Consider the following 23754-nt stretch of genomic DNA (forward strand, 5'->3'; position numbering starts at 1 on the left):
ATTTGTGCGGCCGACGCAGTATCGTTGGGACGCAATCGTTTGGTGACGGAGATCAAGTAATCCGATGGCAGGTTCGGATTTCACGATGGATCACATGAGAACTGGAGTCATCCAATCGACTTCTCGGCCGCAAGATACGTAGGGCTAAGCGCGTGTTGCTGCGCAGGTCCAGGCGAGCGGTCGGATGCCACCCAGCGACAAAGCGCTGAGCTGTCGTACTGGCCTATGAGCTTCGCACCCTGGGAGCTCGATCCACTTCCAGCCTTCGGCGGCGATCGTTTCCGCCTCTGCCTTTCGCTTCTCAGCGACCAGACCGTCGAGCAGAGCGACGTCCTCGAGCCAGCCGCCGTCGTCGGACTGGAACGGGTTGCGCAGCACCACGCCACCGGCCGCCTCGTAGGCATCTAGCCAACAAACATGGCGCGACGGTCGGAGGCGCGCACCGACTTCTCCGTCAGCATGCGGCGGATCTGATAAGGCTCTTTCTGCCAAGAGCCGGAGATGGTCTGCCAGACCTGCTCCTGGCGGCCGTGATCCGCGGTGACGGCGGAGGCCATCAACTGCTCGAGCGACATGCCCTCGTCGGCATAGACCTCGAGCAGCGTGGGCGAAACCGAGGCGAGTCGCAGGCGTTGGTTCACCACGTTGGGCGAGCACGTAGCTCACGCTGTCCCGCGGAAATAGCCGAGATAAACTGCGATGAGTGCGGCGCAATTGCCGGCTGAGGCTTTCTGCCATTGCGGCTTCGTCTGTGGCGACGCACCAGCCTACGACATCGTGGATAATCTGACGGGCAAGGTCACCGCTTGTTGGTTGAAGCGTCGAGAAGGAGACATAACACGGCATCGGCGCGCACTCCGACTCCGCCGCAATCCGGGTTATCGCGCGTCCTCTTTCCTTGCTCACTGTGCCTATTGATCTCCATTCCCCTCTTGCTCGCCAGCATCGCTCCGGCTTGTGGCAACAAAGCGCTCTCGTACAATATCGACCCGGCCTTCAGGTCCCTTGATATTGCCGTCGAGAAAATGATCAAAATCCTCATGACCTAAGAGCGCTTTGAACTTCTCTGCAATGAAGCAGCGAACATCATCGTCTGCGTTTTGGATTTCAGCCACGAGTTCCTCTCGCCCGTCAACGACGAGAAGGATGTCCTCGATGTCACGGCTGCCTAGGAGATCGTCGTTGCCGCGGCCGAGATATGCTTCCAACTTTGTCGCCACGAACAGTTCCGGCGTGAGGCGCTTGATGTTCAATGTCTCGTTCAGGTGACACGTGACCGCCGTCTCGATGCCTTTGGCGTACCAGCGATTGCTAAAGCCGAGAATGCTTTCATCATCCGGCATGAAATCGACTTTGAGGTCGCCGAGCCGCATGCGGCAAATGACCTCGTCTTCCGGAGATTCCACGAACCCCTTCTGACGCAACTCGTCTTGCAGTTGAGCCCATTGCGCATGTCCGACGAGATCAACGATCAGATCCACGTCATCGGTTGCCCGAACGCCTTCGAGCACGATCTCGTCCGTAATGAAAAGGGCTGTTGTGCAACCGCCAACAAACACCAGCCGCTCGCGCAGTTCATCTCCCAAAGACTGCGCGACCGTTTGCAACATATGAAGCAACTGGCCTTTAACGGTGGTCATTTTCTGAGAAGCCTTTCCGATAAACGCTCGGCCGCGAGCCCAGCCTCCCTTTGATGTCCAAGCCTGACACCATCGATAAGGGCCAGATACTCGTACAGGCGATCGTCTTTTTGAATGGCCTGGGGTACGCTTTTAAACAGCGGGTCTACCGCCTGCCCCATGTCCTTGCCTTTGGCGTACGGCCAGACGTAAATGTACTCTCCTGCGCTGATCAGAAGATTTTTAAGCGGGGCGGCCGCAAAGGCGGTGGGGATGCCCCGGGTCATCGCACCCGGTTTAGCCGGGAAAACGAACTTCAATCCGTGCACCACGAAATTATAGAGATCGCGGCGGTTGGGCTTTGCCTGGCCGGTTTCCCGATCTTTGACCGCAAGGCCCGACGAAACGCTCCGGTTAATCGACGCATTGACCTCTGTCTTGCTGATACCAAGGGCTGATTCCAGGCTGCGTACTGAGTACGGGTCATCGTTATGCGCAGCCTCCCCAAGATGCGGGTCGCCCTCATTTTTGGCCTGCTCAAGGCTCACGAGCTTCAGCAATATAACAACGTCTTGACTTTTCATACGGATTCGCTCTCGTCCGTTGTCCTAGGACTAAGGACAGTAGACCATAAGGGGCCTTCGGATCAAGATTAGAACGTATTGCTTTGTGGCGCCCACTAACGCGGAGGTTCGTCCCACTTCCTAGTAGTATCTTCGATTCTCGCTACTTCAATTGTTGCTGATTCAAGTCTGCCCTTGCTTGTCAGCCGAATTCGTACGCCCAACCGGCCCGCCAGCGTTTCTAGCGAATCCATAACCGCTCCCTTGAGCGAGATGGTGGCGCCCGTGTGGATTTCCAGCAATACATCTAGCGCGGTTTGCGTGCCGTGCGCGGCGATCATAGAGACGGCTCCGGATGCCTCGTTGTAGGACCATCGGGCGACCACTCTCTCGAGAAATGAAAGCGGCAGAAGATGCTGTCTTTCACGCAATGTCGTCAGTGCATGCCCAACGTGTGCTGCCGTGTCAGAATCTAGAGATCGATATCGTTCAAACCAAGCACCTGCTTCAATCTCCGCTCGATCGCCGACAACGCGTCCTGGGATCCAAATCGCGCCAATCCCTCGGCCAAGTTTAGCCCGTCGACCGGTTCATAGTCTTCCATGGCTGTCCACTTCTCGAGCAGCGGCAGGAAGAGGTCAGCGCCCTGGTGCAGCGGCGCAGCATCGATCACTCCTCCCTCGAACATGTCCATTTGAAAAAGGGCTGTCATTCCAAGCACGATGCTGCTGGTCAATCCCGCCCTATCCGATGGAGAGGAAGTGCGTTCCTTGAGGCGTCGCATCGTCCCGCTTAAGATAGACAGGTACTCGCCTCGCCTTGGAGATCTTGATCTTCTGCGAGGCTGTACGTAGATCGATACTACTGGTGCTGTTGAGAACGTTGCCGGCCTGGCTGCCGGCCGTCGAAGGAAAACCGCACCCACTCGCATCGAGCGGAACGGTCCGTCGATCGCGGCACCGATCTCATCTCGTCATTGGCCTCTCTCCAGAAGCTCCTCAAAAAGACTGTCGCTGCTCGGCTGCGGCTGGATGCTACCGTCTGAGTTGCACCAGACGGAAATGTCTGTTGTCCCAGAACGGCGTGCTCGACCATCTCCCATCCAACGGGAGTAGTGTCCCAGGGCTCGGCCCCCGTCCGCGAACCGCGCCACCTCCATCAGCCGCTCAGCGGCGCCTCCATGACGAGGCTGGAAAAACAGAGTGAGGATTTGGGGGGAGTTTCTGCCATGACGATCTCTGCGAACAGCTTTGCGTCGACACCGCAGCAGCCGGTTGGACTGGCCTCTTCGATCCACGAGAAACGTAAGGTTTGGGCGGCGCCTCATCGCCTCACGCCCGCTGCTTGTCTCGCCGGCGAGAATTGATCTGCGCCATCAGGATCGGGCCAAGCGAAAATTCGCCGACCTCGGCTTTTCGCGTCAAACCGCGCAAATAACCGCCGGCGGAATTGATCGCCGTCCCGCGCTGCAGGATGCACGCGACGACAATGGCTGCGGGCACCTCGCCCATGACTTTTTGCGCCTCCTCCCAGGCGCTCGGGCTGATGCCCAGCATCGATCGCACAACGGCCGCGGTAGCGAGGAAATCGCGCCAGTTCGAAACCCCACCCTTCGCATAATCGACGATGTCGGGACACGCACTCAGGACCATTCCCAACGGATAGGCCCCCTCCCCGACTCGCGACGGTTGAGGTTTAGGCTCAGCTCCCGTCGCCCTGCCTTCTCGGAAGACAGGTTCAAGATCAATTGGGGTATCTGGATTTGAAGTCTGTATGTGGCGCTCAGGGTGGGACTCATTGGCGCTCGGATTCTTGGATTTGATGTGTTCTTCCAGAAGATTGAGCACGTCGTCGGCAAGCTGAGACAACTCGTCGGCGATCGGCTCGAGCTGCTGGCGGGTGGCCGTGCGCGGAATCTGGTCGACGATCGCGCGGAAGGCGGCGTGCACAACCTGCCAATCGGCAGGCCCCTGCCCTCCCCTTCGCGTCGGAACGGCTTCCTCGATGCCAGTTGCAATCATCTTCGCAATGTCGCGCCGGCACAGCGTGATGCGCTCTCGTACGAGCTTGAGTGCGCGGGCCTCGGCTTCGATATCGGCTGCCAGGCTCTCGAACTCCTCCGAGCGCACGACCAGCGGCGACAGATCGAAGCCGAAGGCGAGCTCGATGTCGCCGGCATTGTCCTTCCGCGCATACCGCTTGCCATTGGGACTGTCGCGCCGAACGATCAGGCCCGCGTCGACCAGCACGGAGAGGTGACGTCGCAGCGTTGACGCTGGCATGCCGTGCGCCCGCCGACTGAGTTGATGATTGGACGGGAAGACAATCAGATCGCCTGCCCCCGTCAGTGCGGTCTCGGGATGGAACGTTAAGAGCGCGTTCAAGACCGAGAGCGAGCGTTCCGACACGCCAAGGCGCGGCCGTGCCGTGCAGATGGCGTGGAAGATCTTCCACTTATGGACGATCTTTTCGGGCGGACGTTCGGTTGCGACCATCTGGCTTGCCACATGGGCAAGCGTCAGCGATCGCCGCCCAAAGGGCGTCGTTGGGGAGTGTGACTGCATGTCTTTGCCTCATGCGGGCAAAGAAAATCCGCTCACCAAAACGGTGCCGTCGCTAAAGACGCTTGACTGCGATTCGTGAAAGTGATTCTCTGTCAGTCGCCAAACGTGACGAGAGAAGGCTTTCGGACGGAGACGTTCCGGGGGCCTTTTTTCTTTTCCGCTATGCTCCTACGGTGAGAGGACGGAAACGCGGGTACGCATCGCGCTGCCCGACCGTGTGAGGTCCAGGCAGCGCCATATCCAAAGCGGCAAGACGCCCGATGTCACTCATCGGTGCCTCCATCGAGAAATGCCCGGTAGAGTTCCGGCAGCCGCGAAATAACAAAGTCTCCAAACGCAGGCGCGGCCTTTTCATCTACAGCTAGCGTGATGCGATCTGCGCGACGTTCAATCTTCACGATCTTTTTGCCTCCGTCGTCCGCCCAGGTTGTCGGCCGTGCAACTTTGGGCTTGCGGGGCGCCAGCGCGGCGAAAGCTATCGCAAACCGTTCATCGGAAGTAGCGCGCTCAAACCGATCGCTGGCAACGCTGTCGGCCAACACCTTTTGGTCGTGGCGGCCTACAAGCCGCTCCGCCAACTCCATCCAGCGCCGGCGGCCGGTTTTTGGCGCTGGTCCGATTGCATCGAGTAGGCTCCGGGGAAGGGCCCGCGCGACCGTGATGAGGCGGGAGAGCTCCGTCTTGTCGACGCTGAGCGCCGCCATGATGATCTCGCGCTTGAATCCACGATCCTCGAGCGCAGCGGCGTAAGTTGCCCGCTCAATAAAGGACAGATCCTCCCGCTCACCATTCTCCTTGCCTTGTGCCACCACCAGGTCTTCGTCGCTAAGGTCGCGGACCACGGCCCGCGCAGGGCGGCCAAGTTCGGCGAGCGCACGAACGCGACGATGGCCATAGGCAATCTGAAATCGGCCCGGGCTGGACGGATGCGGGCGAAGGAGGATCGGAACCAACTGCCCATTGGCGCGGATCGATTCAACGAGAGCGGAGTGCTTCTCGTCCACGCTCGTCATACGATCGGGAACGATCGAGGCGTCAATCAAATCTGGGGCGATCTCGACGACGGTTTGACCGGTGGTGAGTTGCTCGGTCAACGCCTTGGCGGCATCGCGCTCCGCGGACAACATCTCGAGTGAACGGCTCATGGCGCCGACCGCTCCGCGCGACCCGAGTGTTGGCTGGGTTGGTCTGCGATTGTCGCTGGGCTCACCTGACGAGGGTTCGTTGACCGCGGTCAACTTGTCATCAATGAGGTCCGCAAGCAGGTTTTTTCGACCCATTAGGCCCTCCCCCACGCAGCCTGGATGAGGCTTTGGATTTCACCATTGACGCTGTCCAGCGATTCCATGGCGCGGTCGTAGGTAGCCCGTGTGAACTGATCGCGGCTGACCTCATAGAGCGTTTGCTTCGTGATGCCGGCGTCCGAGATCGCCGTACTTTTCAGCATCATGTTCGTGACCATGCGGTCGCCAAACAGCGAGCGCATAAAGCCGACCATTTGGGCCTGCGGTCCATCGCCGGGCTCATAACGCGTGACGAGATAGCGCATCCAATCGTAATTCATGTTGCCGCCTGCTTTGGCCACGACGGCAAGGAGGTCGGATGTCATGATTAGAAATTGGCACATCGACATGACATCGAGCATTTGCGGATGCACAGGGATCAGAATTGCCGTTGCTGCGCAGAGCGCAGAAAGCGTGAGAAATCCGAGTTGAGGCGGACAATCGATCACGACAATATCGTAGCGGTCCTGGACCGTGGCGAGGGCACGGGCAACGCGGGCGAAGAACAGCGGGTCACCCGACTGGCGCGCAGCTAGCGCTTTCGGGGTTTCATGTTCGAATTCCATCAGTTCGATGTTGCCCGGAACGATGTCGAGCCCCGAAAAGTAAGTCTGCCGAATGATCTCATTCAGTTCGCGACGCGCATCGTCGTAGCGGATGGCGCCGTACAGAGTTCCGTTTTCCTCGACATCAAACTCGGGCTGATAGCCGTGCAGCGCGGAGAGCGAGGCCTGCGGATCCAGATCGATCGCGAGCACTCGATAGCCCTGTAGCGTGAGATGTTGGGCGAGATGCGCGGCGGTGGTGGTCTTACCGGACCCTCCCTTGAAATTAACGACGCCAATGACTTGCAACTGTTCGCCCGCAACGCGATACGGTCGGTATCGGCGCGCACCCTTGCCGGATTCATCGAGATAAGCACGAAGACTTTGAATATCGTCGAATGTGTACGACCTTCGACCCGATGGGCTGGTGTCCGGCTGAGGGCCCCTGCCCTCCAGCGACAATTGGCGGAGGTAGCCGTCATTAATGCCGACGAGCTTAGCGACTTCGCCAGATGTAAAGCGGCGCAGATGCTTGCGTGCTTTTGGCGGGAACAGCTTCGTTCGGTGGGCGTGCAGCTTCGCCGACAGTTCCCGCGCGTCTGCCGCGATCGTGTCGTGGATCGCCTGCGGCGCGCCAGGCGTGATTGACGCCATCGCTTGTTGGTCGTTCAGGGCCACGGCTTTCTCGCGTAGTTACGAATTTCGGGTACACGGCATGCGCAAAGCGTGGCTATTACGCCCGATTCTGGCCGGTCTCGCAACAGTTAAAGGGTAAATCAATCCTTAACGGTCCGAATCGGCCGCGGGTTGGTCTGAAGTTGACCGCGGTCAACTCTCGGCACGTAGCCTGCGCGGCTGCTGCGGTTCCGAAGGCGCCGCTCTTAAACAGAAGTTGACCGCGGTCAACTTTCTCCCCACGCAGTTCCCACAATCGACTCGCGCTCGAACTCTATCACCGACCCATTCGGATCAAAATTCAGCGTTGAGCCCTGGCGCGCTCGGCTCAGCCGCAACCGCAACATCCGCTGCGCGGCGCCCGCGTCGAGACCGTGCAGACGCGGGGGATGGCAGGTCGGAAGGATGGCAGGTCGAGAGCCCCGCGACCGTCACGCACGAGCAAGTCGTCCAGCACATCACCAGATGCAGGCGCTTGCGTTTGCACCGATTCGTCGCGTGCTGGCTTGGAATGGCGAGCCGACTCGGCGAGCGCTGCAGCGAGGGAAAGTGCCCTCTTTCACCGCTAAAGCCGGCGCGCTCCCAGCCGCCGTTCCACCCTCGAAGCCGCATGATCGTCGGCTGCGAACATGTCGCGCTCGCACAGCACGACCGCGACGTCAGCCCGCATAGCGTGACGATCAAGGGCTTTGGCGGACGGTCGGCTCCCAAGCGGCACAACACCCCGGAAGCAGTGGACCTCGCGCGGCAGGCGTTCGAGCTTAGGCACGGGGTTGAGGACCTGTTATCCCTCGCGGGTGTCCTATGCGGATCATCCGCCGTGCCATCCCGGGTTGCTGGGTCCCACGCTCCACGCGACTGGCGGGACGAAGAAAGCAGCAGGGAATGGCGGCGCGACGGGCAAGAGGTAGACCGGAGCCGGTCTGGCGATCAGTGTCGCCGAAACCGGTCTCGGCCAATCCAGTTCGGAAGGAACGGCATCTCTTCATCTTCGCGGAACGGGCCACAATGCGGATCAGGGGCGGTGCAGCCCATTTCCCGCTCGCAGCCGAGGGCGAATGCAGATGTAGTCGACGGAGGCTTCCTCAGCTCCGCCTCCTTGGCGCCTTCCAGCATCCAGGTCGCGCCGCGCCGAGGGTTTGCCCCAGCGGGTCTCGGTTCGGTTGTCTTGAAACCACGCAGGCGCGGGCGAGGGCATCGGCGAGGTTGTGGTCGTCCGGGACGGATCGAGGTCAGCTAGGGCGGCAACAATGGAAACAAAGCGCGCCTCGTGTTCCGGAGACGGAAAGGGCAGGGTAGGGAAGCGGAAAGGACGGAGGAATAGGGGAGGCGTTTATCAGCCGTTAACCATAAAGTTCCAGTCAGCACCACAAAGAGCCGCACGTCGACCTGAGGCCGCCCGTCACTGGAAGGCCAGCGACCTTGGCGGTCCTACTAACGGGGCCTGCTCCCGTATTCCCTGTATCGGAATCACCTAGGGATGGTTGCGTCTAGAGGAGCATGCCATAGCCATATCGAGAATTCGCAGACCGAGGCGATGGCGCGGGAACTGACGGTGGTGGAAAAAGGTCCGCTCACCCGAACAGTGCATCGGCACGCGCTCATGAACTCGAGATCGAGCCGACGTCGTTTTTCCTCGACCGTGGCGTCCAGTTCTGCCCGGATGTGCCAAAAGGGGGGCAACTCCGCGGCGGACGGCCCACCAAAAGGAATCCGCGACGGCCTGTATGAGGAGATTCATCGGCGCATCGCCCTTCATCGCGCTCATCAGCGACTGAGACGAGGCACGCGAGCTATTGGCTCGCCTGCAGCAAATCGGAACGCGTCTGACGTCGCCGCAGGCCGTGGGGAAGGGGGTGTCGTGGCGTCGGCACTAATCTTTGGGTCAGCGCGACCGCGGAGGGGCTCGAAGATTAGCTAGCTGATGCTCATTGCCGCAGTCCCGGTGCAGCCTGAGACCGCACGGCTCGTTGGACGCCATTCTCCCTTCGGGCAAGGGCGGTCCGGCGGGCGTCAATTTCCGGGGGTGTTTTTACCTACGCTTCACCTTGCCTCCGCGAAGCCGGATTTTCGCGGGCGGCCTGCTTTGCCGGGAGGGCACAGTCACCGGAAAGGTGCGGCTGGTCCGGAACAGGGCAGGGTTGGCACGAGTGGCGATTTGTGGTTGATTTGAAGCTTGACGCTGGTGATTTACAGCGCTGCGCGTGCTGATCGCACTGCGGCGCCACCTACCGATAAGGCGTGCTTATCGATAGCGAGAGGAGAGCGGGAACAGGCCTCGCTGTGACGGAACATAAAGGTGTGTTAGGTTCCGTTTCGCCGTTTCCTCTTAAGGTTATTAAGGCCTTGTCTTCGGGCTACAAAATCTCCGATCCGATGCCTTGGGCTCAGCTCGCGGGGCCGCTTGCCGCGGCCGAGGATGCTGTCGCCCGCCTCGACGAGCGACTGGCCAAAAGCCCAATCCGTGACGGTGCGATCAGCCGAATGCACTTCGCCGACGCTTGCGCCACTCTGTGGCTTGACGGCGAACTTGTCCACCTCGATGACCTCGTGCTCCACGACGCCGGCATGGACGTCCGCGCCCCCACCCACGAGCTGACCCGGGCTCACGCCGTGCTGCGCGCCCGTCGGCGCATTGCCGACGCAAAGCCCAATTGGGCGCTGTCGGTTTCCGGACTGGCTGACCTTCGGGGCCGGGGTGAGCGAGAAGAGGTTGAGGAACGTCTCGGGCTCAACGAGGACGCAGAGCGGGACGCGGTGGGTTTCGACGGACCGCTTGGCGTCATGAACACCGATCTCCATCTAGCCGCAGCCTTCGCCGCGGTCGACGCCGCCAACGCCAAGGCGGAGCGCAGACTTGCCGACGAGCTTCGGTCGTGGCCAGAGCGGGACTCGCTCGTCTACGATCCGGACTGGGACGAGGACGGCCGCATCGATGACTGGCGCGCCGTCGTCGATGCGACCCGCAATTTGCCGCCGACTCTGGCGGCTGCAATCGCCGCGGATGCTTGGGACGCGATTGAACCACTCGAGCACACGCCTTGGCTAGGGTGCCTGCTCGCAGCTAGCGTGTTGCGCGACCGCGGCAAGACACGCTGCTATCTGTTGTGCCTGCATGGCGGGCTGAAAAGCATCTCGCGTGAGCGTCGGCGGGCACGTGACGTCGCAGGGCGGCTGGTTGTGCAGCTCGAGGCCATGACGGCCGCCGCCGAGGCCGGCCTAAAGGACCACGACCGCTGGCTGATGACCAGAAACCTGCTGGCCCGAAAACTCGCCGGCCGGCGCGCCACTTCGAAACTGCCGGCGCTCCTCGACTACGTGCTGACCCGGCCGATCGTCTCGGCCGGCATGATCGCGGCGGAGCTTGGAATCACGCCCCGTGCGGCCCAAAACCTTGTCGCCGAACTCGACCTTCGCGAGACCACGGGCCGGGGACGCTATCGCGCGTGGGGCATCCTGTAGAGCGCGAGCCGCAAGCAACGTGAATTCCGTGCAAAGAGCGTAATGGGCGAGCATTCGCGCGCCGCAGAACATCAGTGAGGCAGCACGGAAAACGGGATCCCATAAAGGCGTCGATGGAATCGGCGATGCCGCAGGCATTGAAGGAGTTGACGCGGATCCACACGCTGCTCGAGAAGCACTCTAACGCCGACTTCGTGGTGCTTCTTCGAGATCATGACGGGCCTGCCGGTCACGATCGGGCTTCTGGGTACCCTCAATAAATTCCTGGCAAACACCTATGCGAGGTCGAGGGAGTGGCCGCACCACATGGTGACGCAGCGGGAACCACCATGAGTCCCCCAATGATACGGGCGTGCAAGGGTTCTCACCACTCAACCTTGACCGGATGTTTATCGTTACCATGAGCGGCGTTTACCAGTGCACGCGGTCACTGCGTGGAACCACCTGTGTTCGCTTGCGTGCGCTGCACGCGCAACGCCGATTAACGCCCCAGCAACCTAAATTAGATACTCACGAGAAGACTCGAATCGCACGGATGTACTGCGGTTCGATTTTTCTGGCGTAAGCGTAGCGTGCGCGTAGCGACTTGTGTGTTTGCGTACCCGTCCGAAGGGCGCGCGGTTCGCGTCCTTCGGCACTGGTCTCTGCATATTCGCATTGATGCCTGGAGAGACCGCCTACTAGCACACCGCCTCTCCGCTGGCGCCTCAGCCGTTCGCGCGCCGCCGCTCGCAATCCCCAATCGGTCCCAGGCCCGCGACGCTGCGCGCTCGCTGACGATTCAGCCGCTCGAACCGCTGAAGCAGGCGGAAGCACGCCAGAAACTCTGGAAGGCGATGCTGGTGACCAGATCTGGCTGCCCGAGGTCGGCAAGTCGACGCACTACCACGCCTAGTGGGTGCGTCCGTCCTGGCTGGCCGAGATGAAGAAGATGACACGAGCGCCGTTCACACCTTCTACCGGCCTTGCGCCTGGGGCGAAGCCAGCGAGGAACCAAACTGGGGCATCCCGCGCAGACCGCCGCACTCTCCCCCCCGAACTCGCCGAGGAAGCGAAGAGCTCGGCCGAGATGGCGTGAGCGAACGGCGGTAACCTTTCTTACGTCTCCCCGCTTGCGGGGAGACGTAAGATCGCTCTTGCGATGCGGGCGAGGGGGTACAGGTCTTTCGACAGCCGAATACGTGGAGAGATGCCCCTCACCCCAGTCCTCTCGGCGCGAGCAAATCTCGTTGCGGCCCCGTAGGAACGGGGAGAGGGAGAAGTCCTCCTCAGGCCTCGATATCCAGCGCACAGTCGAAATTCGGCGCTGAATGCGTCAGTGCGCCGGCTGAGGCGTAGTCGAGGCCGGTGGCCGCGATGGCTGCGATCGAATCCAGGGTGACACCGCCGGATGCCTCCAGTTTGAGGCGTCCCTCGTTGAGCCTGACGGCTTCGCGCAGCGTCGCAATGTCCATGTTGTCGAGCAGCACGGCGTCGGCAAGGCCGGTGTCGAGCACCTCGCGCAATTGCGTGAGCGTGTCGACCTCGATCTCGATCTTGACGAGATGGCCGGCATGGGCGCGGGCGCGCTCCAGCACGGGGCGGATGCCGCCGGCGACCGCGATGTGGTTGTCCTTGATCAGGATCGCGTCGTCGAGGCCGAAGCGGTGATTGAAGCCGCCGCCGCAGCGTACCGCGTATTTCTCCAAGGCGCGCAGTCCAGGGGTGGTTTTTCGCGTGCAGCAGACCCGCATCCTGGTGCCTTCGGTGCGCGCAACGTAGTCTGCGGTAAGTGTTGCAACGCCCGACAGGCGGCCGACGAAATTCAGCGCGGTCCGCTCCGCCGTGAGGATGGCGCGTGCCGGCCCCGAGATCGTCAGCACCTGCTGCCCGCGGGCGACGCGCGCGGCGTCGCGAACATGCGCGCGTATCTCGATGTCGGGCGAAAGCTTTTGCAAGGTGGCGAGCGCCAGTGGCAAGCCGGCGATCACGCCGGACTGCCGCGCGACCAGGATTGCTTGCGCCTTCGTTGCTTCGGGGATCGTCGCAAGCGAGGTGATGTCGCCGGCGCGGCCGAGATCCTCATCGAGCGCGCGCAGCACGGCCTCGTCGATCGCGAGCGGGGAGAGGAAGGCGTCGGGATAAAGCAGAGAATTCGGGGTGATCATGGCAGACTCCGTCAGGCGGTCATCGGTTGCGCCGTGCGCGGTGTCGGGCGTTCGCACAGGCTGTCCGCGATCTCGCGCACTGCTGCGAGCGTCGTCATCGTGCGTTGCGCGAGGGGGGGCACGTCCGCGGCATGGTCGGAGCGGAAGTGCGCGCCGCGGCTCTCGCGCCGGTTCCAGGCTGACGCCACAACGAGCAGGGCTGCCGTTGCCATGTTGCGGACCGCGATGCTCGTGGCCTCGCGTTCGAGCGCGGCGAAGCTGCGAACCGCGTCCGCAAGCCCGTCACCATTGCGGATCACGCCGACATGCGTGCTCATCAGCATCCGCAGCCGCTTCACGGCCGCAGCATCCGGCGCGCCGTCCCGCGGCGTCGGCACGTCCGCAAGACGTGCGGGCGAGGGAGTGGTGCGGCCGGCGATGTCGTCGGCGATGCGCGCGGCGTAGACCACGGCCTCCAACAGCGAATTCGACGCAAGCCGGTTCGCGCCATGCGCGCCGGTGGACGACACTTCGCCGCCGGCCCAGAGCCCGTCGATCGAGCTGCGGCCGCGATCGTCCACCGCGATGCCGCCCATATGATAGTGCGCGGCTGGTGCGATCGGGATGGGCTGCGTGGTGGGATCGATCCCAGCGGCGATGCAGCTTGCATGGACGGACGGGAATATGTCGGCAAAACGTGCACCCAGCGCCTGCCGCGCATCGAGGAAGGCGCCGCGCCCGGCCGCGATCTCCGCGAACACGCCGCGGGCCACGATGTCGCGCGGTGCGAGCTCGGCGAGCGGATGGCGCGCCGCCATGAAACGCTCGCCACGGCCGTTGATCAGTGTCGCGCCTTCGCCGCGCAAGGCTTCCGTGGCGAGCGGCGCGGGATCGCGGCCGACCATGATGGCGGTCGGGTGAAATTGCACGAACTCGGGATCTGCAATCACCGCGCCGGCGCGTGCGGCGATCGCAAGGCCGGATCCGCTGGCCTCGCGCGGATTGGTGGTGACGGCATAGAGATGGCCGATGCCGCCCGTCGCGAGCACCACCATCCGCGCGGCGAGCAGGATCGGCTGTGCTGCCGCGTCGCCAGCTTCGCGCAATCGTAGGCCGGCGACCGCGCCGTCCTCGGTCAACAGCGCTTCGGCGACGAAACCTTCGATCAGCCGGATCGACGGCGTGCGCCGCACGGCTTCGCTCAGCGCCGCGATGATGGCGGCGCCCGCGCCATCGCCACGCACATGTACGATACGCCGCGCCGAGTGTGCGGCCTCGCGCCCGACTGCGAGCCTGCCTTCGAGATCGCGGTCGAACGGCACGCCATAGGCGAGAAGGTCGTGAATCCGCGGTGCGGCCTCGCGCGCGATCCCGAGTGCGACAGCTTCGTCGACGATGCCGCCGCCAACTGCAACCGTGTCCGCGGCGTGCGCTTCCGGCGTATCCCCTTCAGCCATTGCCGCGGCGATGCCGCCTTGCGCCCATGCGGACGACGCGCCCTGTCCGAGCGGCGCGGCCGAGATCAATGTCACCGGCCGCGGCGCGAGCTTGAGCGCGCAGAACAATCCGGCAAGTCCGCCGCCGACGATGACGACGTCGTCGGAGCGGGTGAGGGTGTGGATGGTGTTGTGCATGGCTGTCTCCATTTACTCCGCCGTCGTCCCGGCACGGCCGCTGTGTGTGTCGCTAGTTCTTCAAATTAATCATCCGCTCGACCGAGCGCCGTGCGCGTTGCGCCAGCGCGGGATCGATCGTGACCTCTTCACGAAGCATCAGCAGGCTCTCCAGAATGTTGGCGAGCGTGATGCGTTTCATGTGCGGGCAGATGTTGCAGGGGCGCAGCATTTCGACGTCAGGCAGCTCGGCCCGCACATTGTCGGCCATCGAGCATTCCGTGATCATCACCAGCCGCCGCGGCCGCCGCTCGCGCACCCAGTTGATCATGTGCGCGGTCGAGCCCGTGAAATCGGCCTCGGCCAGCACGTCCGGCGGGCATTCGGGATGAGCGATGATCTGCACGGAGGGATCGGCCTCGCGGTAGCTGCGCAGCTCGGCGCCAGTGAAACGCTCGTGCACCTCGCAGGCGCCCTTCCAGGCAATGATCTTCACGTCGGTCTTCGAGGCCACGTAAGTGGCGAGATAGCGGTCGGGCAGGAAGATCACGCTTGGTGCGCCGAGGCTTTCGACCACCTGCACCGCGTTCGACGAGGTGCAGCAGATATCGACCTCGGCCTTCACCTCCGCGGAGGTGTTGACATAGGCAACGACAGGCACGCCGGGGAATTTTTCGCGGAGCAGGCGGACGTCGGCGCCGGTGATGCTGGCAGCGAGCGAGCAGCCGGCGCGCGTATCAGGAATAAGCACCGTCTTGTCCGGATTGAGCAGTTTCGACGTCTCCGCCATGAAGTGCACGCCGCACTGGACGATGATGTCGGCCTTCACCTTGGTGGCTTCGACCGCGAGCTGGAGCGAATCGCCGCCGATGTCGGCGACGCAGTGGAAGATCTCCGGCGCCTGGTAATTGTGGGCGAGGATCACCGCGCCCCGCGCCCGCTTCACCTCGTTGATCGCCTTGATCGTCGGCGCCAGCAGCGGCCATTCGATCGGCGGGATCACATGTTTCACGCGCTCGTAAAGCGGCGCGGTGGCGCGCTCGACCTCCGGCGTCCATTGCAGCGAAGGCATTGGCAATGCGGGCCTCGAGCCCGCTGGGACGGGACGCGGCGCACGGTGGTCTGGCGCTGCGGCCGGTTGGCAAAGTCGTCGGGGCCGTAAAGTCCAGAGATCGGCATTGAAGCCTCCCGCAAATGTTAAATAGGCTCAATTTGAGTACATATGGAGCCTGAGAAACCCGGCCGAGAGGCCGGGTTCGATTTCAGCAGCGCTCAAATATGCTCAATGGGTAAATTAGACCAGGACAACTAACACTACTCCAAGAGCTCCACGGTCGAATTTTTGGATCTCGACTGAACCTATAAGGGGCGACCAGACTGCAAAGTGTGAAGTCGCATAACCCGTCGAGTAACACGCGCTCGTGGACGGCAACTGCGACAGAGACGCGACAACGCAATGCGCTTGAATCCCGCGTTCAGGCCATCAATTTCGATGAATTTCACCGCCGCGCCTGTGCGAGGTTGCGCCCCAAAGCTGCTCAGTGTGGAAGCCATTTCGATGCCGTTGCCCGGGATCCGGCAACACACCTTCGAATCGGCGCTATCGGAGCGGGCGAAACGCCGCGCCGCTGCGCGAGACTACGGATCGAGATCTTCCTTTGAACGTGCATTTCGGTGAGATTACTAGCATTCGCAACTCAGCTAGGCGCGGCCGCCAAGGGCGGCCCGAGTTTCTCGTCGAAAAGCCAGTAATCCGAATCACTAGTAATCGTTCTTAAATCGTAGGCGCAGGTGAGCGCGTGATGCTTGCACAGGATCGCTGCAACGAGCAGAGATCCTCTGTTGAAATCTTGTCAGTGCGAACGAGCTCTGAGGATAGGACCTAACATCCGGTGGCGCCGCATTTGACCAAGCCAGCAACGCAAGTCGGGAACGACTCTGCTGACACTCAGCTGCTGGTGCGGCGATTAACGTTGGAGGTCCGATCCCTCAACATCTGTCTGGAGGATTTTCTTCAAGTCCGGGCCAAAGCACTCGGCATCACTGGACCACAATTGACAATCTTGATGGCAGTGACAGACCTGGCGAGCGAGGGGGATGTTGCAGTCAGCACGGTGGCAAAATTGCTGAAAGTTGACCCGTCCTTCATTACAATAAATTCCAAGGCGCTGGAGAAGGCCGGATTTCTGCGGCGCAAGCCCTGTATCAGGGATGGTCGGGTCGTCCACATGTCACTGACCGACAAGGCTTGTAAGCGCCTCGCGAACGTCGCTGCACAACAGAAGGAACTCGATCAATTTGTGTTCGGTGAGCTTGGCGTTGAGGAATTGACCAAACTGTCCAGCCGATTTGCAGCGCTCAGGCGACGGCTGGACGGGGCTCGTTTAAAGGCCTCCATGGATATTGGCGCGGTGACAACCCGAGGCAGGGGACGACTTCAGTCGACGAAGGGAAGCTCGTTGGATCGCTGATGGTTGCCTTTGCGAGGGTACCACGCACGTCCAGGCACCGTCATCATCAAGCGCCCATCGGCTCATCGCATTGCAATTCCGCCTCGGCGTTCGACGAGCGCCGATCTATCAGGTGCTCGGGTCCAACAACTTTTTGCGACGACACGGTCACATCCGCTTCGTGAGACGTTGCAGCAGCAAGTAAGGGCGAACCTGGCTGGCTCATGTCAAAGTCAATGAGCAGATTTGCCATCCCGGCCCATACGATGGTCGATCCTGGGCTCATGCCGCTTTTCTGGAAGTCCCGATCAAGATAGATTCGGTATGCGGCCCGAGCTCTACGCGTGGGGCGCAGAGTTCTGGAGTGGCTTGACTCATCGCACGCGGAGTTGGTTTCTAAGCGTCTCGGTGCGGCATATCAAAGTGCTTGCAGATGGTGACGAACGCCTTTCTCGCCTCGGCATTCTCGAAGCAAAAATGTGCCCCCTCATCGGCGCGCTCAATCGACCAGTCGATTTTGGCAGCCCGTGCAATGCGCGATGCCTCTTCGCGCAAGAGATCCAATTGCGTCCCATGGGCCCGAACGATCACACAATCTGGCATTTAGAACCCTCGCTAACCCGAATGTCCAGTTCACGATGTATGGCCGGGCTCACATCGCCATTAATCCAGACCATGGCTCTTGCAGTCCTCGTGATATAGCTGACCTCGTCGAGGCAACACCGTTACGCGCTTTGATGCAAGCCACGCCGAAACAGGTCCGGGCCGATTGCACATAATTGGAAACAAGGCGGCAGTGATCTCTTCCGGACGCCTCCCCCTTTCGAGCAAACCCGGATCGGCGCGCGTTAAGGTTTCTGAACGGCGGAACTATGAAGAGAGACGTTTTGTGTGTAGGGTCGCTGGCACCGGGGCTGGACCGCATTTTTTCACGATAGGCATTTTGAACCCGGGCCGCCGCCAATATTGTCCGCGGCCTTTTTCAGCAATAACCCGATTTGGGACTGGCCTACATGCGACGGTTTCGGTGCTTATAGCCGCAGCTCGGATTATGATGAATTAGCTGGCCAGCACAGCAGTGCCGCATGGGGGCGTTAATGCACGATTGGAAGAACGAACTTGACGCACTGGCCGCGGAAACGATGGCATTTACCAAATCGCTGAAGCTAGACATCCAGCTGCCCCGGTCTCTGCCGAAGGAAGCCGTCGAGCGGGGTGACCTGAGCGCGTCAGAGTATGACGGCAGCGAACGTGAAGAGATCAAGAAGCGGGTCGAGAGCTTCAAAGCGCACCAAAAGCACTTCACGCGCGAGCGCGAGGAATATGCCAATTCCCAACTGCGCCGGATCAGACCGATCACGAGAGCCTAGACGAGCTTGAGCCCGCCGAAGCTTCCCTGCACACTCAGCGGCACAAATTGAGGTAGCGATAGTCCGCCGATCTGGGCTTGATAAGTGCGCGGGTTTGCGGCTGTCCCAAACCGGCTATTAGAAGTGGACCCCGGAGCGGGGACCATGGATCGCCAAAGTTAAGGTGTGATCCGGCCTGCCTTGTCGTTCAAATCAAGCAGCTTTCTTCTGCTGCTGTTGCGTCTGCTGTGGGTATGTGGGCAACGCGTTTGCGTTGTCCAAGCGAAGCGGCATATCCACAGTCCTCGCCGCCTCGATCCTGTCGATGCCGGCACGCCATGCCGCCATCGGAAACTGGTTATTCATCGCCTGGTGCGGGCGGCGATGATTGTAAAAGCTCATCCATGATCCGATGCCATCTCGCGCTTCGCGTCCGTCGGCATAGGCTTTCAGATGCACTTCCTCGTACTTGATCGAGCGCCACAGCCGTTCGATGAAAATATTGTCCATGAAACGACCGCGTCCGTCCATCGAAATCGCAATGCCTACAGCCTCAAGCCTGCCGGTGAAGGCTGAGCTGGTGAACTGCGCGCCCTGATCCGTGTTGAATATTTTAGGCCGGCCGTGCCGCGCCAGCGCTTCGTCGAGCGCGGCGATGCAAAAGCCCGTATCCATCGTGTTCGACAGACGCCACGCCAGTACCGCCCGGGTAGCCCAGTCGATGATCGCCACCAGATACAGGAATCCCTGCGCCATCGGAATGTAGGTGATGTCGCTGGCCCAGACGTGATTGGGCTCGGTGATGCCGACGCCGCGCAAAAGATATGGATAGATCTTGTGGCCGGGCGCTGCCTTGCTGGTGCCGGGACGCGGGACCAGCGCCTCGATTCCCATCACGCGCATCAGCCTTTGCATGCGCTTGCGGTTGATGCCGTAGCCTGCCTGGTTGAGTTCGAACACCATTCGTCGCGAGCCGTAGAACGGCCACTTCAGATGCAATTCGTCGATCCGTCGCATCATGGCCAGATCGTCGGAGCTGGTCACCGGCTCGGAGCGATAGACGCCCGAACGCGCCAGATTCAGCAGCTCACATTGCCGCCGAACCGACAAATTCTCGCCAGGGCGCTCGACCATCGCCCTGCGCTCGGGGACGGTCATCGCCCGGGCCTCTTGGCCAAGAAATCCCTTTCAACCGTCAACTGGCCAATCTTCGTATATAGCTTCGCCGTCTCACGCTCATGCTCCTCCTCGCCATCTCCCAAAGCCGTCGCGCCACGCACGAACAGGCTCGCCAAATTGTCGAGGACTTGCTTCTTCCAGCCGTAGATCTGGTTCGGGTGAACGCCGTGCCGCTTCGCCAGTTCAGGCACCGTCGCGACCTCGCGCAGGGCCTCCAGGGCAATCTTGGCCTTGAATGCGGCATCGAACTTCTTGCGTGATTTCGTCATATCCGTGCTCCGTCGGTTCAAACAGAGCAGGACGCTTCACACCTTAACGTTTGGTCCTATTTCCGGGGTCCACTTCAGAGTTGAAGGGCGCGACCGCTTCTCGTTTCGGTTCGCTTTCGCATGCGGCGCGGCGACGGCGTGATGATCTGGCTCGAGGCCAATTTCAAGATCGCCGAACACTCGCCGGGCGATGACCTGGAACTTGTCGGCGTTCTTCTCGACGTTTCCAAGCAAAAGCCCGTTGAGGATGAGCTATCTTCAGCCAACCTGAAGCTGGGGCAGCTTGCGACGCCTGACGGGCTTACCGGGCTGGCGAACAGACGCAGCTTCGATGCATCCTTCGCGAAGCCTATGCCCAAGATCAAGTGCTTTCTGTGCTCTTGATGGACATCGATCACTTCAAAGGATTCAACGACGCTTTCGGTCACCAGGCCGGCGATGCTTGCCTTCGACGCATCTCCGAAGTGATTGGAAGTGGACGGCAAACACCGGAGGGCTCTCAGCGCGATACGGCGGCGAGGAGTTCGCGGTGGTCCTGCCGGGTGTAAGCGAGGAGAGACCAGTCAAAGTTGCTGACGCAATCCGGTTGCTGGTCACCCGATTGCACATCTACCATCCTGGAGCACAACGACAATATGTGACGATCAGTGTTGGCATCGCGGCGAAAAGCGATGCGACGGCAGATGAACTAAGGCTGACGCGCGACGCCGACATAGCCCTCTACACCGCCAAAGAGCACGGAAGAGATTGCACCATCGCGAGTTCCACGATGGTCGCCTCGCGACAGGAAGTGACATCTCTCGCGTCTTCGCTCCCAGATATGGAGCGAGCCCAATTATCCCTGACACTCCCGGGGCTGGAAGCCGCCGCCTGCGATCATTTAAGCAGGCGGCGTTTTTGCTTCGACGGCCTCTGCGAGCAGAACGGTGTCGGGGTGTGGCTCAAGAGTGTCCGAAGGCGGACGGCACCGGCCGCCCGTACTGGCCTGTTCTCGGACATCACTCCTCGATCCGGGCAGCCACAGGCCCAGGATGCGTTCCTGATTGGTGGAGCACGTCAGCCTCTTATGAGGACCGTCTACGAATCCCAGTATGGAATAGGCGGGCGAGCGATCATCAGCCAGAAGATAACCAGCACGGCTGCGAACGCCGGAAATCCGAAGGCGAACCACCACCGAAAAAGTCGGTAATACCGGGCGGGCAGCTTGGCGTTGGTCTCTACCGCACCGACGGCAAGATCGCGCATTTGCATCTGCATCCACACCACCGGTAGCCAGCAGGCGCCGGTCACCAGGTACAGTGCGATGGACGCCGCAATCCACCCATCGCGGAGGGAATATCCGCTCGACCAAGCGAGCCATGTGCCGGTGATCGGCTGCAGGACCACGGCACTCGCCGTAAATAGGAAGTCGGCCAGTACCACCGTCCGCGCGACCCCCGCGATCTCGCGCGGGTCGCCGCGCAGATGCGCCACCAGCATGAAAAAGGCGATGCCAGCCCCAGTACCGAGCAGGACGGCAGCACCAATGATGTGCACCATCTTAAGAAGGAAATAGAACATCAGCGATCCTCCCGGATCGCCATGGCAACCAGATTGAGCATCAGCACCGGCCAGATCTTCAGCATTGGTCCAAGCGGATCGGCCCACAGCCGCGGCACCAGCGCCGTGCCGATCACGAAATAGGTTAGCGAGATGATCAGTGCTGCCCAGAGCCCGTAGCGGCTCAGAGGCCGAAAAAGAATCGCGAGGCCGATGCAGATGTCGGCGAGCGCGCCGGCGATGACGGTGAGAGAAGCGACTTTTTCCGGCACCCTGCCTTCCCGTAGCAAGGACATTCCAATTTCCCAGCCAGGGCCAAGCGAGATGATGCCTGTGACGATCCAGAACAGGCCGAAGACGCCGAATATCAGCGGCTTGAGCGCATATAGCCGGGCAAACCAGCGTTCCTGCACGGACGCGGGCTCGCGTGCGAGCGCGCCTGCAAGATCGCGCGGCCTCAAGCCGGTAAGCTGACGCCAGGGCTCGGGATCGCCGGTCGCACCGCGCCGCATTTCCGCCTTTGCCGTCGAACTGATGGGCGTTCCCCAACCCAGCATCTGGGCCAGGTCCCCCGCCCGGTAAGCGCCCGAAGCCACCCAACCACGCAGGTGCAGGCGGTAGGCGGGCCTCCAGCGTAGCCATGCGCGAAACAGCGCCACGGCTTCGCTGAAGGCGATCTGCCGTGGACCGGCTAGATCAAGTGCGATGCGCGAAGGAGCCCCGGGTTGCAGGAAGAACAGAACCGTTTCTACCACATCGTCGAGATATACGGGCTGAATAGCTGCCGTGTCCGGCATGACGGGTAGAACCGGTAGTGATGCCAGCCCTCGCAACAGCGCGCTGCCCCCATAGGCGGGCCGGCCCACCACCACGGAAGGCCGCAAGACGACCCAATCGAGGTCGCGCGCCATCAAGGCGGCTTCGCCATCCCGCTTGCTACGAGAAAAATCGGTGGGCGCATCGCGGTCGATGCCGATCGCCGAGAACAGTATGACCCGGCGGACGCCTGCGCTTTCGCACGCGGTATAAAGAGCTGCGCTGCCGGCGACGTGAACCCCTTGCATGTCCTGCCCCTGCAGGGCACCCGCCGCATTGATGACGGCATCGACGCCGGCAACAATGCCCTTCCATTTCGCAGCGTCGGTGGTCCTTGCAACATCGAGGATGACGTGTTGAGTATCAGGCGCCGCGTCCGGATGGCGCGACACCAATACGCATTCATGCCCCTCGGTGGACAGCCTGGCGTCGATCGCCGATCCGACAAGCCCCGTGCCGCCGACGAGAAGGATGCGCATTGACCGGGCCCTTCGATCGGCGGCCGGATATCGCAAGCCGCCCATCAAATTCTTGAACGTGCGGAACGACTAAAGCGGAACTGATGCAATCGTTCCTCCGGGCGGAACGGATGAGTCGCGGCCGCAGGCAGAGCCTTGTCTTTGGCAAGCATCGCCCTCGGGAGACGACGCTTGCCATTAGTGTTGCGGCGCCGCCGATATCGATGGGCCGTTCGTTCAAACACCCTGGACTAGCGCAGTTACGGCCTTCCGCTCGTGGTCCATTGCGCTGGTCGGCGAAGCAGCGACATTTCTGAAGCGAGAGGTAGAGCGAAAGTCGTCCCGCTGAGTGGCCTACCGCCACCTTTGACCCGCAGCAGACATTTGCCGGAGGACTCACGCGCCGCGCAGACAGGCATTCGCCTGCAGAATGTCTCGCTGGCCGTAAAGATTTGCGGGGCGCTATGGCTCCTGCTTCTCAGCGAGTTCTCGCGCAGCTAAACTAAGCTCCAGCTCTCTGAGCTGCTCGATCAGCCGATCAACGATCTGCTCGCAGTCCGATGGCGTCAGTGAATGCACGCCGTGTAACGTCAGTTGGTTCTGGAGGATCGTCGCCATCGTTGCTTTGACGCTCATGGGGACCTCGACTGAAAATCAGTTCGTCATCAAATTCAATCTGAAGTAGATGCCAAAGATGGCGGATGCACAATGGCCGTAAGATTGCGGATACGCGAGGTGGCAAAAGCTTTCGCGCTGCCCAAAGGCGAGATGTGTCGCGTCGCGCGCTTTTTGGTCTTTCGAGCTGATCCGCCGCCGGCGAGGCGCCGCGGCTACTTCTTCAACAATATCCCCCATCGTTCGCGCCATTCGCCTCACTGATCCGGCGTGGCGGCCCAGTTCGGCGGCAATCTTCGATACACCAGCTCCTGCCCGCGCCACTAAACAATTGCTGGAGCTCGCGCTGGGCCCATTGCTTCGGCTTCGGTGTTTTCATTGTGCGGCGCTCACAACCTGCCGCTCTGCGTACCAGTGAGACTGGTGCCAACTCTTGGGAAATTTACGGGTGGTGTCTTTCCGCAATCACGAAGCTAACGTGCGACGCCGACTAGCCACTGCGAGCTCGCCAGATGGCCGTGTGCGCGTCCCGATATGTTGCGGAGTTGGGATCCGATCGTAGCAGGGGAGAGTGGCGCGCCGGTGGGCTAGGTCCTCGTAGAACCTGCCGTATGCGAGCGCCGGACCGC

General features: G+C 61.4%; 20 protein-coding genes and 4 pseudogenes. 7 read left to right on the forward strand and 17 right to left on the reverse strand.

The features are described 5' to 3' along the window. Positions 1-243: 243 nt before the first annotated feature. From IVB54_RS40080 to repA, 7 genes and pseudogenes are all read right to left on the reverse strand, one after another. Positions 244-644 (reverse strand): annotated as a pseudogene (locus IVB54_RS40080) (DNA-binding protein); the annotation flags it as partial. Between the two features lie 267 nt (positions 645-911). Further along, positions 912-1640, reverse strand: a complete 729-nt coding sequence (locus IVB54_RS40085; protein WP_247540982.1) for a hypothetical protein — start codon at positions 1638-1640, stop codon at positions 912-914. Further along, entirely contained in the window at positions 1637-2203 is a 567-nt protein-coding gene (locus IVB54_RS40090) for a hypothetical protein (RefSeq protein WP_247403383.1), read from the reverse strand. Before IVB54_RS40090 ends, IVB54_RS40085 begins: the two co-directional genes overlap by 4 nt. Before the next feature lie 451 nt (positions 2204-2654). Further along, on the reverse strand, positions 2655-2918 hold the full coding sequence (locus IVB54_RS40095) for a hypothetical protein (RefSeq protein WP_247403380.1): 264 nt from the start codon (positions 2916-2918) through the stop codon (positions 2655-2657). Between the two features lie 595 nt (positions 2919-3513). Continuing rightward, positions 3514-4746, reverse strand: a complete 1233-nt coding sequence (gene repC, locus IVB54_RS40100) for a plasmid replication protein RepC (RefSeq protein ID WP_247777631.1) — start codon at positions 4744-4746, stop codon at positions 3514-3516. Positions 4747-5009: 263 nt separating this feature from the next. Then, a complete protein-coding gene (gene repB, locus IVB54_RS40105) occupies positions 5010-6026 on the reverse strand; it encodes a plasmid partitioning protein RepB (RefSeq protein ID WP_247477385.1) in 1017 nt (338 codons plus the stop codon). Further along, on the reverse strand, positions 6026-7228 hold the full coding sequence (gene repA, locus IVB54_RS40110) for a plasmid partitioning protein RepA (protein WP_026233724.1): 1203 nt from the start codon (positions 7226-7228) through the stop codon (positions 6026-6028). Before repA ends, repB begins: the two co-directional genes overlap by 1 nt. A 2322-nt stretch (positions 7229-9550) precedes the next feature. Here repA and IVB54_RS40115 point away from each other — a divergent pair. Then, positions 9551-10711, forward strand: coding sequence for an RHE_PE00001 family protein (locus IVB54_RS40115; protein WP_247477383.1), 1161 nt, complete (start codon positions 9551-9553; stop codon positions 10709-10711). A gap of 847 nt (positions 10712-11558) precedes the next feature. Beyond that, a pseudogene (locus tag IVB54_RS40120) lies at positions 11559-11789 on the forward strand (cell wall hydrolase); the annotation flags it as partial. 190 nt (positions 11790-11979) lie between these two features. Here the strand turns inward: IVB54_RS40120 and nadC are convergent. The 3 genes and pseudogenes from nadC to nadA form a co-directional block, all read right to left on the reverse strand. Continuing rightward, entirely contained in the window at positions 11980-12858 is an 879-nt protein-coding gene (gene nadC, locus IVB54_RS40125; RefSeq protein ID WP_247405618.1) for a carboxylating nicotinate-nucleotide diphosphorylase, read from the reverse strand. Positions 12859-12869: 11 nt separating this feature from the next. Further along, complete coding sequence (locus IVB54_RS40130) at positions 12870-14471, reverse strand: L-aspartate oxidase (RefSeq protein WP_247777632.1); 1602 nt, start codon at positions 14469-14471, stop codon at positions 12870-12872. Positions 14472-14523: 52 nt separating this feature from the next. After that, positions 14524-15629, reverse strand: a pseudogene (gene nadA / locus IVB54_RS40135) (quinolinate synthase NadA). Positions 15630-16354: 725 nt separating this feature from the next. Here nadA and IVB54_RS40140 point away from each other — a divergent pair. Continuing rightward, the gene (locus IVB54_RS40140; RefSeq protein ID WP_247777633.1) at positions 16355-16921 is read left to right on the forward strand and encodes a MarR family transcriptional regulator; all 567 of its coding nucleotides are present in this window, start codon (positions 16355-16357) and stop codon (positions 16919-16921) included. 46 nt (positions 16922-16967) lie between these two features. Here the strand turns inward: IVB54_RS40140 and IVB54_RS40145 are convergent, their stop codons facing one another. After that, positions 16968-17186 carry a hypothetical protein gene (locus tag IVB54_RS40145; protein ID WP_247777634.1) on the reverse strand — a complete coding sequence of 73 codons (219 nt, stop codon included), beginning with the start codon at positions 17184-17186 and terminating at the stop codon, positions 16968-16970. Between the two features lie 110 nt (positions 17187-17296). Continuing rightward, the gene (locus IVB54_RS40150; RefSeq protein WP_247475795.1) at positions 17297-17503 is read right to left on the reverse strand and encodes a hypothetical protein; all 207 of its coding nucleotides are present in this window, start codon (positions 17501-17503) and stop codon (positions 17297-17299) included. Positions 17504-17997: 494 nt separating this feature from the next. On the opposite strand from IVB54_RS40150, the gene IVB54_RS40155 reads away from it, so the two are divergent. After that, on the forward strand, positions 17998-18270 hold the full coding sequence (locus IVB54_RS40155; protein WP_247475794.1) for a hypothetical protein: 273 nt from the start codon (positions 17998-18000) through the stop codon (positions 18268-18270). 336 nt (positions 18271-18606) lie between these two features. Here IVB54_RS40155 and IVB54_RS40160 read toward each other — a convergent pair. Then, positions 18607-19697 (reverse strand): annotated as a pseudogene (locus IVB54_RS40160) (IS3 family transposase); the annotation flags it as partial. 120 nt (positions 19698-19817) lie between these two features. Here IVB54_RS40160 and IVB54_RS40165 point away from each other — a divergent pair. The 3 genes from IVB54_RS40165 to IVB54_RS40170 are packed head-to-tail and all read left to right on the forward strand — an operon-like array spanning position 19818 to position 20886. Next, on the forward strand, positions 19818-20081 hold the full coding sequence (locus IVB54_RS40165) for a hypothetical protein (RefSeq protein ID WP_247406117.1): 264 nt from the start codon (positions 19818-19820) through the stop codon (positions 20079-20081). Next, positions 20072-20245, forward strand: coding sequence for a diguanylate cyclase (locus IVB54_RS41400; RefSeq protein ID WP_253075707.1), 174 nt, complete (start codon positions 20072-20074; stop codon positions 20243-20245). Before IVB54_RS40165 ends, IVB54_RS41400 begins: the two co-directional genes overlap by 10 nt. Next, positions 20227-20886, forward strand: coding sequence for a diguanylate cyclase (locus tag IVB54_RS40170; RefSeq protein WP_253075706.1), 660 nt, complete (start codon positions 20227-20229; stop codon positions 20884-20886). The genes IVB54_RS41400 and IVB54_RS40170 overlap by 19 nt, the downstream gene beginning before the upstream one ends. Here the strand turns inward: IVB54_RS40170 and IVB54_RS40175 are convergent. The 4 genes from IVB54_RS40175 to IVB54_RS40190 form a co-directional block, all read right to left on the reverse strand. Next, positions 20775-21257 (reverse strand): DUF2269 domain-containing protein, encoded by a 483-nt coding sequence (locus IVB54_RS40175; protein WP_247372269.1) that lies wholly within the window; start codon positions 21255-21257, stop codon positions 20775-20777. The genes IVB54_RS40170 and IVB54_RS40175 overlap by 112 nt on opposite strands. Further along, a complete protein-coding gene (locus IVB54_RS40180) occupies positions 21257-22531 on the reverse strand; it encodes an SDR family oxidoreductase (protein WP_247777635.1) in 1275 nt (424 codons plus the stop codon). Before IVB54_RS40180 ends, IVB54_RS40175 begins: the two co-directional genes overlap by 1 nt. A gap of 441 nt (positions 22532-22972) precedes the next feature. Beyond that, a complete protein-coding gene (locus IVB54_RS40185) occupies positions 22973-23146 on the reverse strand; it encodes a hypothetical protein (RefSeq protein ID WP_247372265.1) in 174 nt (57 codons plus the stop codon). Positions 23147-23164: 18 nt separating this feature from the next. Continuing rightward, entirely contained in the window at positions 23165-23377 is a 213-nt protein-coding gene (locus tag IVB54_RS40190) for a hypothetical protein (RefSeq protein ID WP_247372263.1), read from the reverse strand. Positions 23378-23754: the final 377 nt, after the last annotated feature.

Origin of the sequence: Bradyrhizobium sp. CW1, from assembly GCF_023100665.1 — a bacterium.
In the GTDB taxonomy this organism is placed as follows: Bacteria; Pseudomonadota; Alphaproteobacteria; order Rhizobiales; family Xanthobacteraceae; genus Bradyrhizobium; species Bradyrhizobium canariense_D.

What these genes read in the sequence shown, in the direction of transcription:
- IVB54_RS40085 (WP_247540982.1), bottom strand. Translation starts at nt 1,640, where the DNA reads ATGACCACCGTTAAAGGCCAGTTGCTTCATATGTTGCAAACGGTCGCG.
- IVB54_RS40090 (WP_247403383.1), bottom strand. Translation starts at nt 2,203, where the DNA reads ATGAAAAGTCAAGACGTTGTTATATTGCTGAAGCTCGTGAGCCTTGAG.
- repC (WP_247777631.1), bottom strand. Translation starts at nt 4,746, where the DNA reads ATGCAGTCACACTCCCCAACGACGCCCTTTGGGCGGCGATCGCTGACG.
- repB (WP_247477385.1), bottom strand. Translation starts at nt 6,026, where the DNA reads ATGGGTCGAAAAAACCTGCTTGCGGACCTCATTGATGACAAGTTGACC.
- repA (WP_026233724.1), bottom strand. Translation starts at nt 7,228, where the DNA reads ATGGCGTCAATCACGCCTGGCGCGCCGCAGGCGATCCACGACACGATC.
- nadC (WP_247405618.1), bottom strand. Translation starts at nt 12,858, where the DNA reads ATGATCACCCCGAATTCTCTGCTTTATCCCGACGCCTTCCTCTCCCCG.
- IVB54_RS40130 (WP_247777632.1), bottom strand. Translation starts at nt 14,471, where the DNA reads ATGCACAACACCATCCACACCCTCACCCGCTCCGACGACGTCGTCATC.
- IVB54_RS40145 (WP_247777634.1), bottom strand. Translation starts at nt 17,186, where the DNA reads ATGAGCCCAGGATCGACCATCGTATGGGCCGGGATGGCAAATCTGCTC.
- IVB54_RS40150 (WP_247475795.1), bottom strand. Translation starts at nt 17,503, where the DNA reads ATGCCAGATTGTGTGATCGTTCGGGCCCATGGGACGCAATTGGATCTC.
- IVB54_RS40155 (WP_247475794.1), top strand. Translation starts at nt 17,998, where the DNA reads ATGCACGATTGGAAGAACGAACTTGACGCACTGGCCGCGGAAACGATG.
- IVB54_RS40165 (WP_247406117.1), top strand. Translation starts at nt 19,818, where the DNA reads ATGCGGCGCGGCGACGGCGTGATGATCTGGCTCGAGGCCAATTTCAAG.
- IVB54_RS40175 (WP_247372269.1), bottom strand. Translation starts at nt 21,257, where the DNA reads ATGTTCTATTTCCTTCTTAAGATGGTGCACATCATTGGTGCTGCCGTC.
- IVB54_RS40180 (WP_247777635.1), bottom strand. Translation starts at nt 22,531, where the DNA reads ATGCGCATCCTTCTCGTCGGCGGCACGGGGCTTGTCGGATCGGCGATC.
- IVB54_RS40185 (WP_247372265.1), bottom strand. Translation starts at nt 23,146, where the DNA reads ATGAGCGTCAAAGCAACGATGGCGACGATCCTCCAGAACCAACTGACG.
- IVB54_RS40190 (WP_247372263.1), bottom strand. Translation starts at nt 23,377, where the DNA reads ATGGCGCGAACGATGGGGGATATTGTTGAAGAAGTAGCCGCGGCGCCT.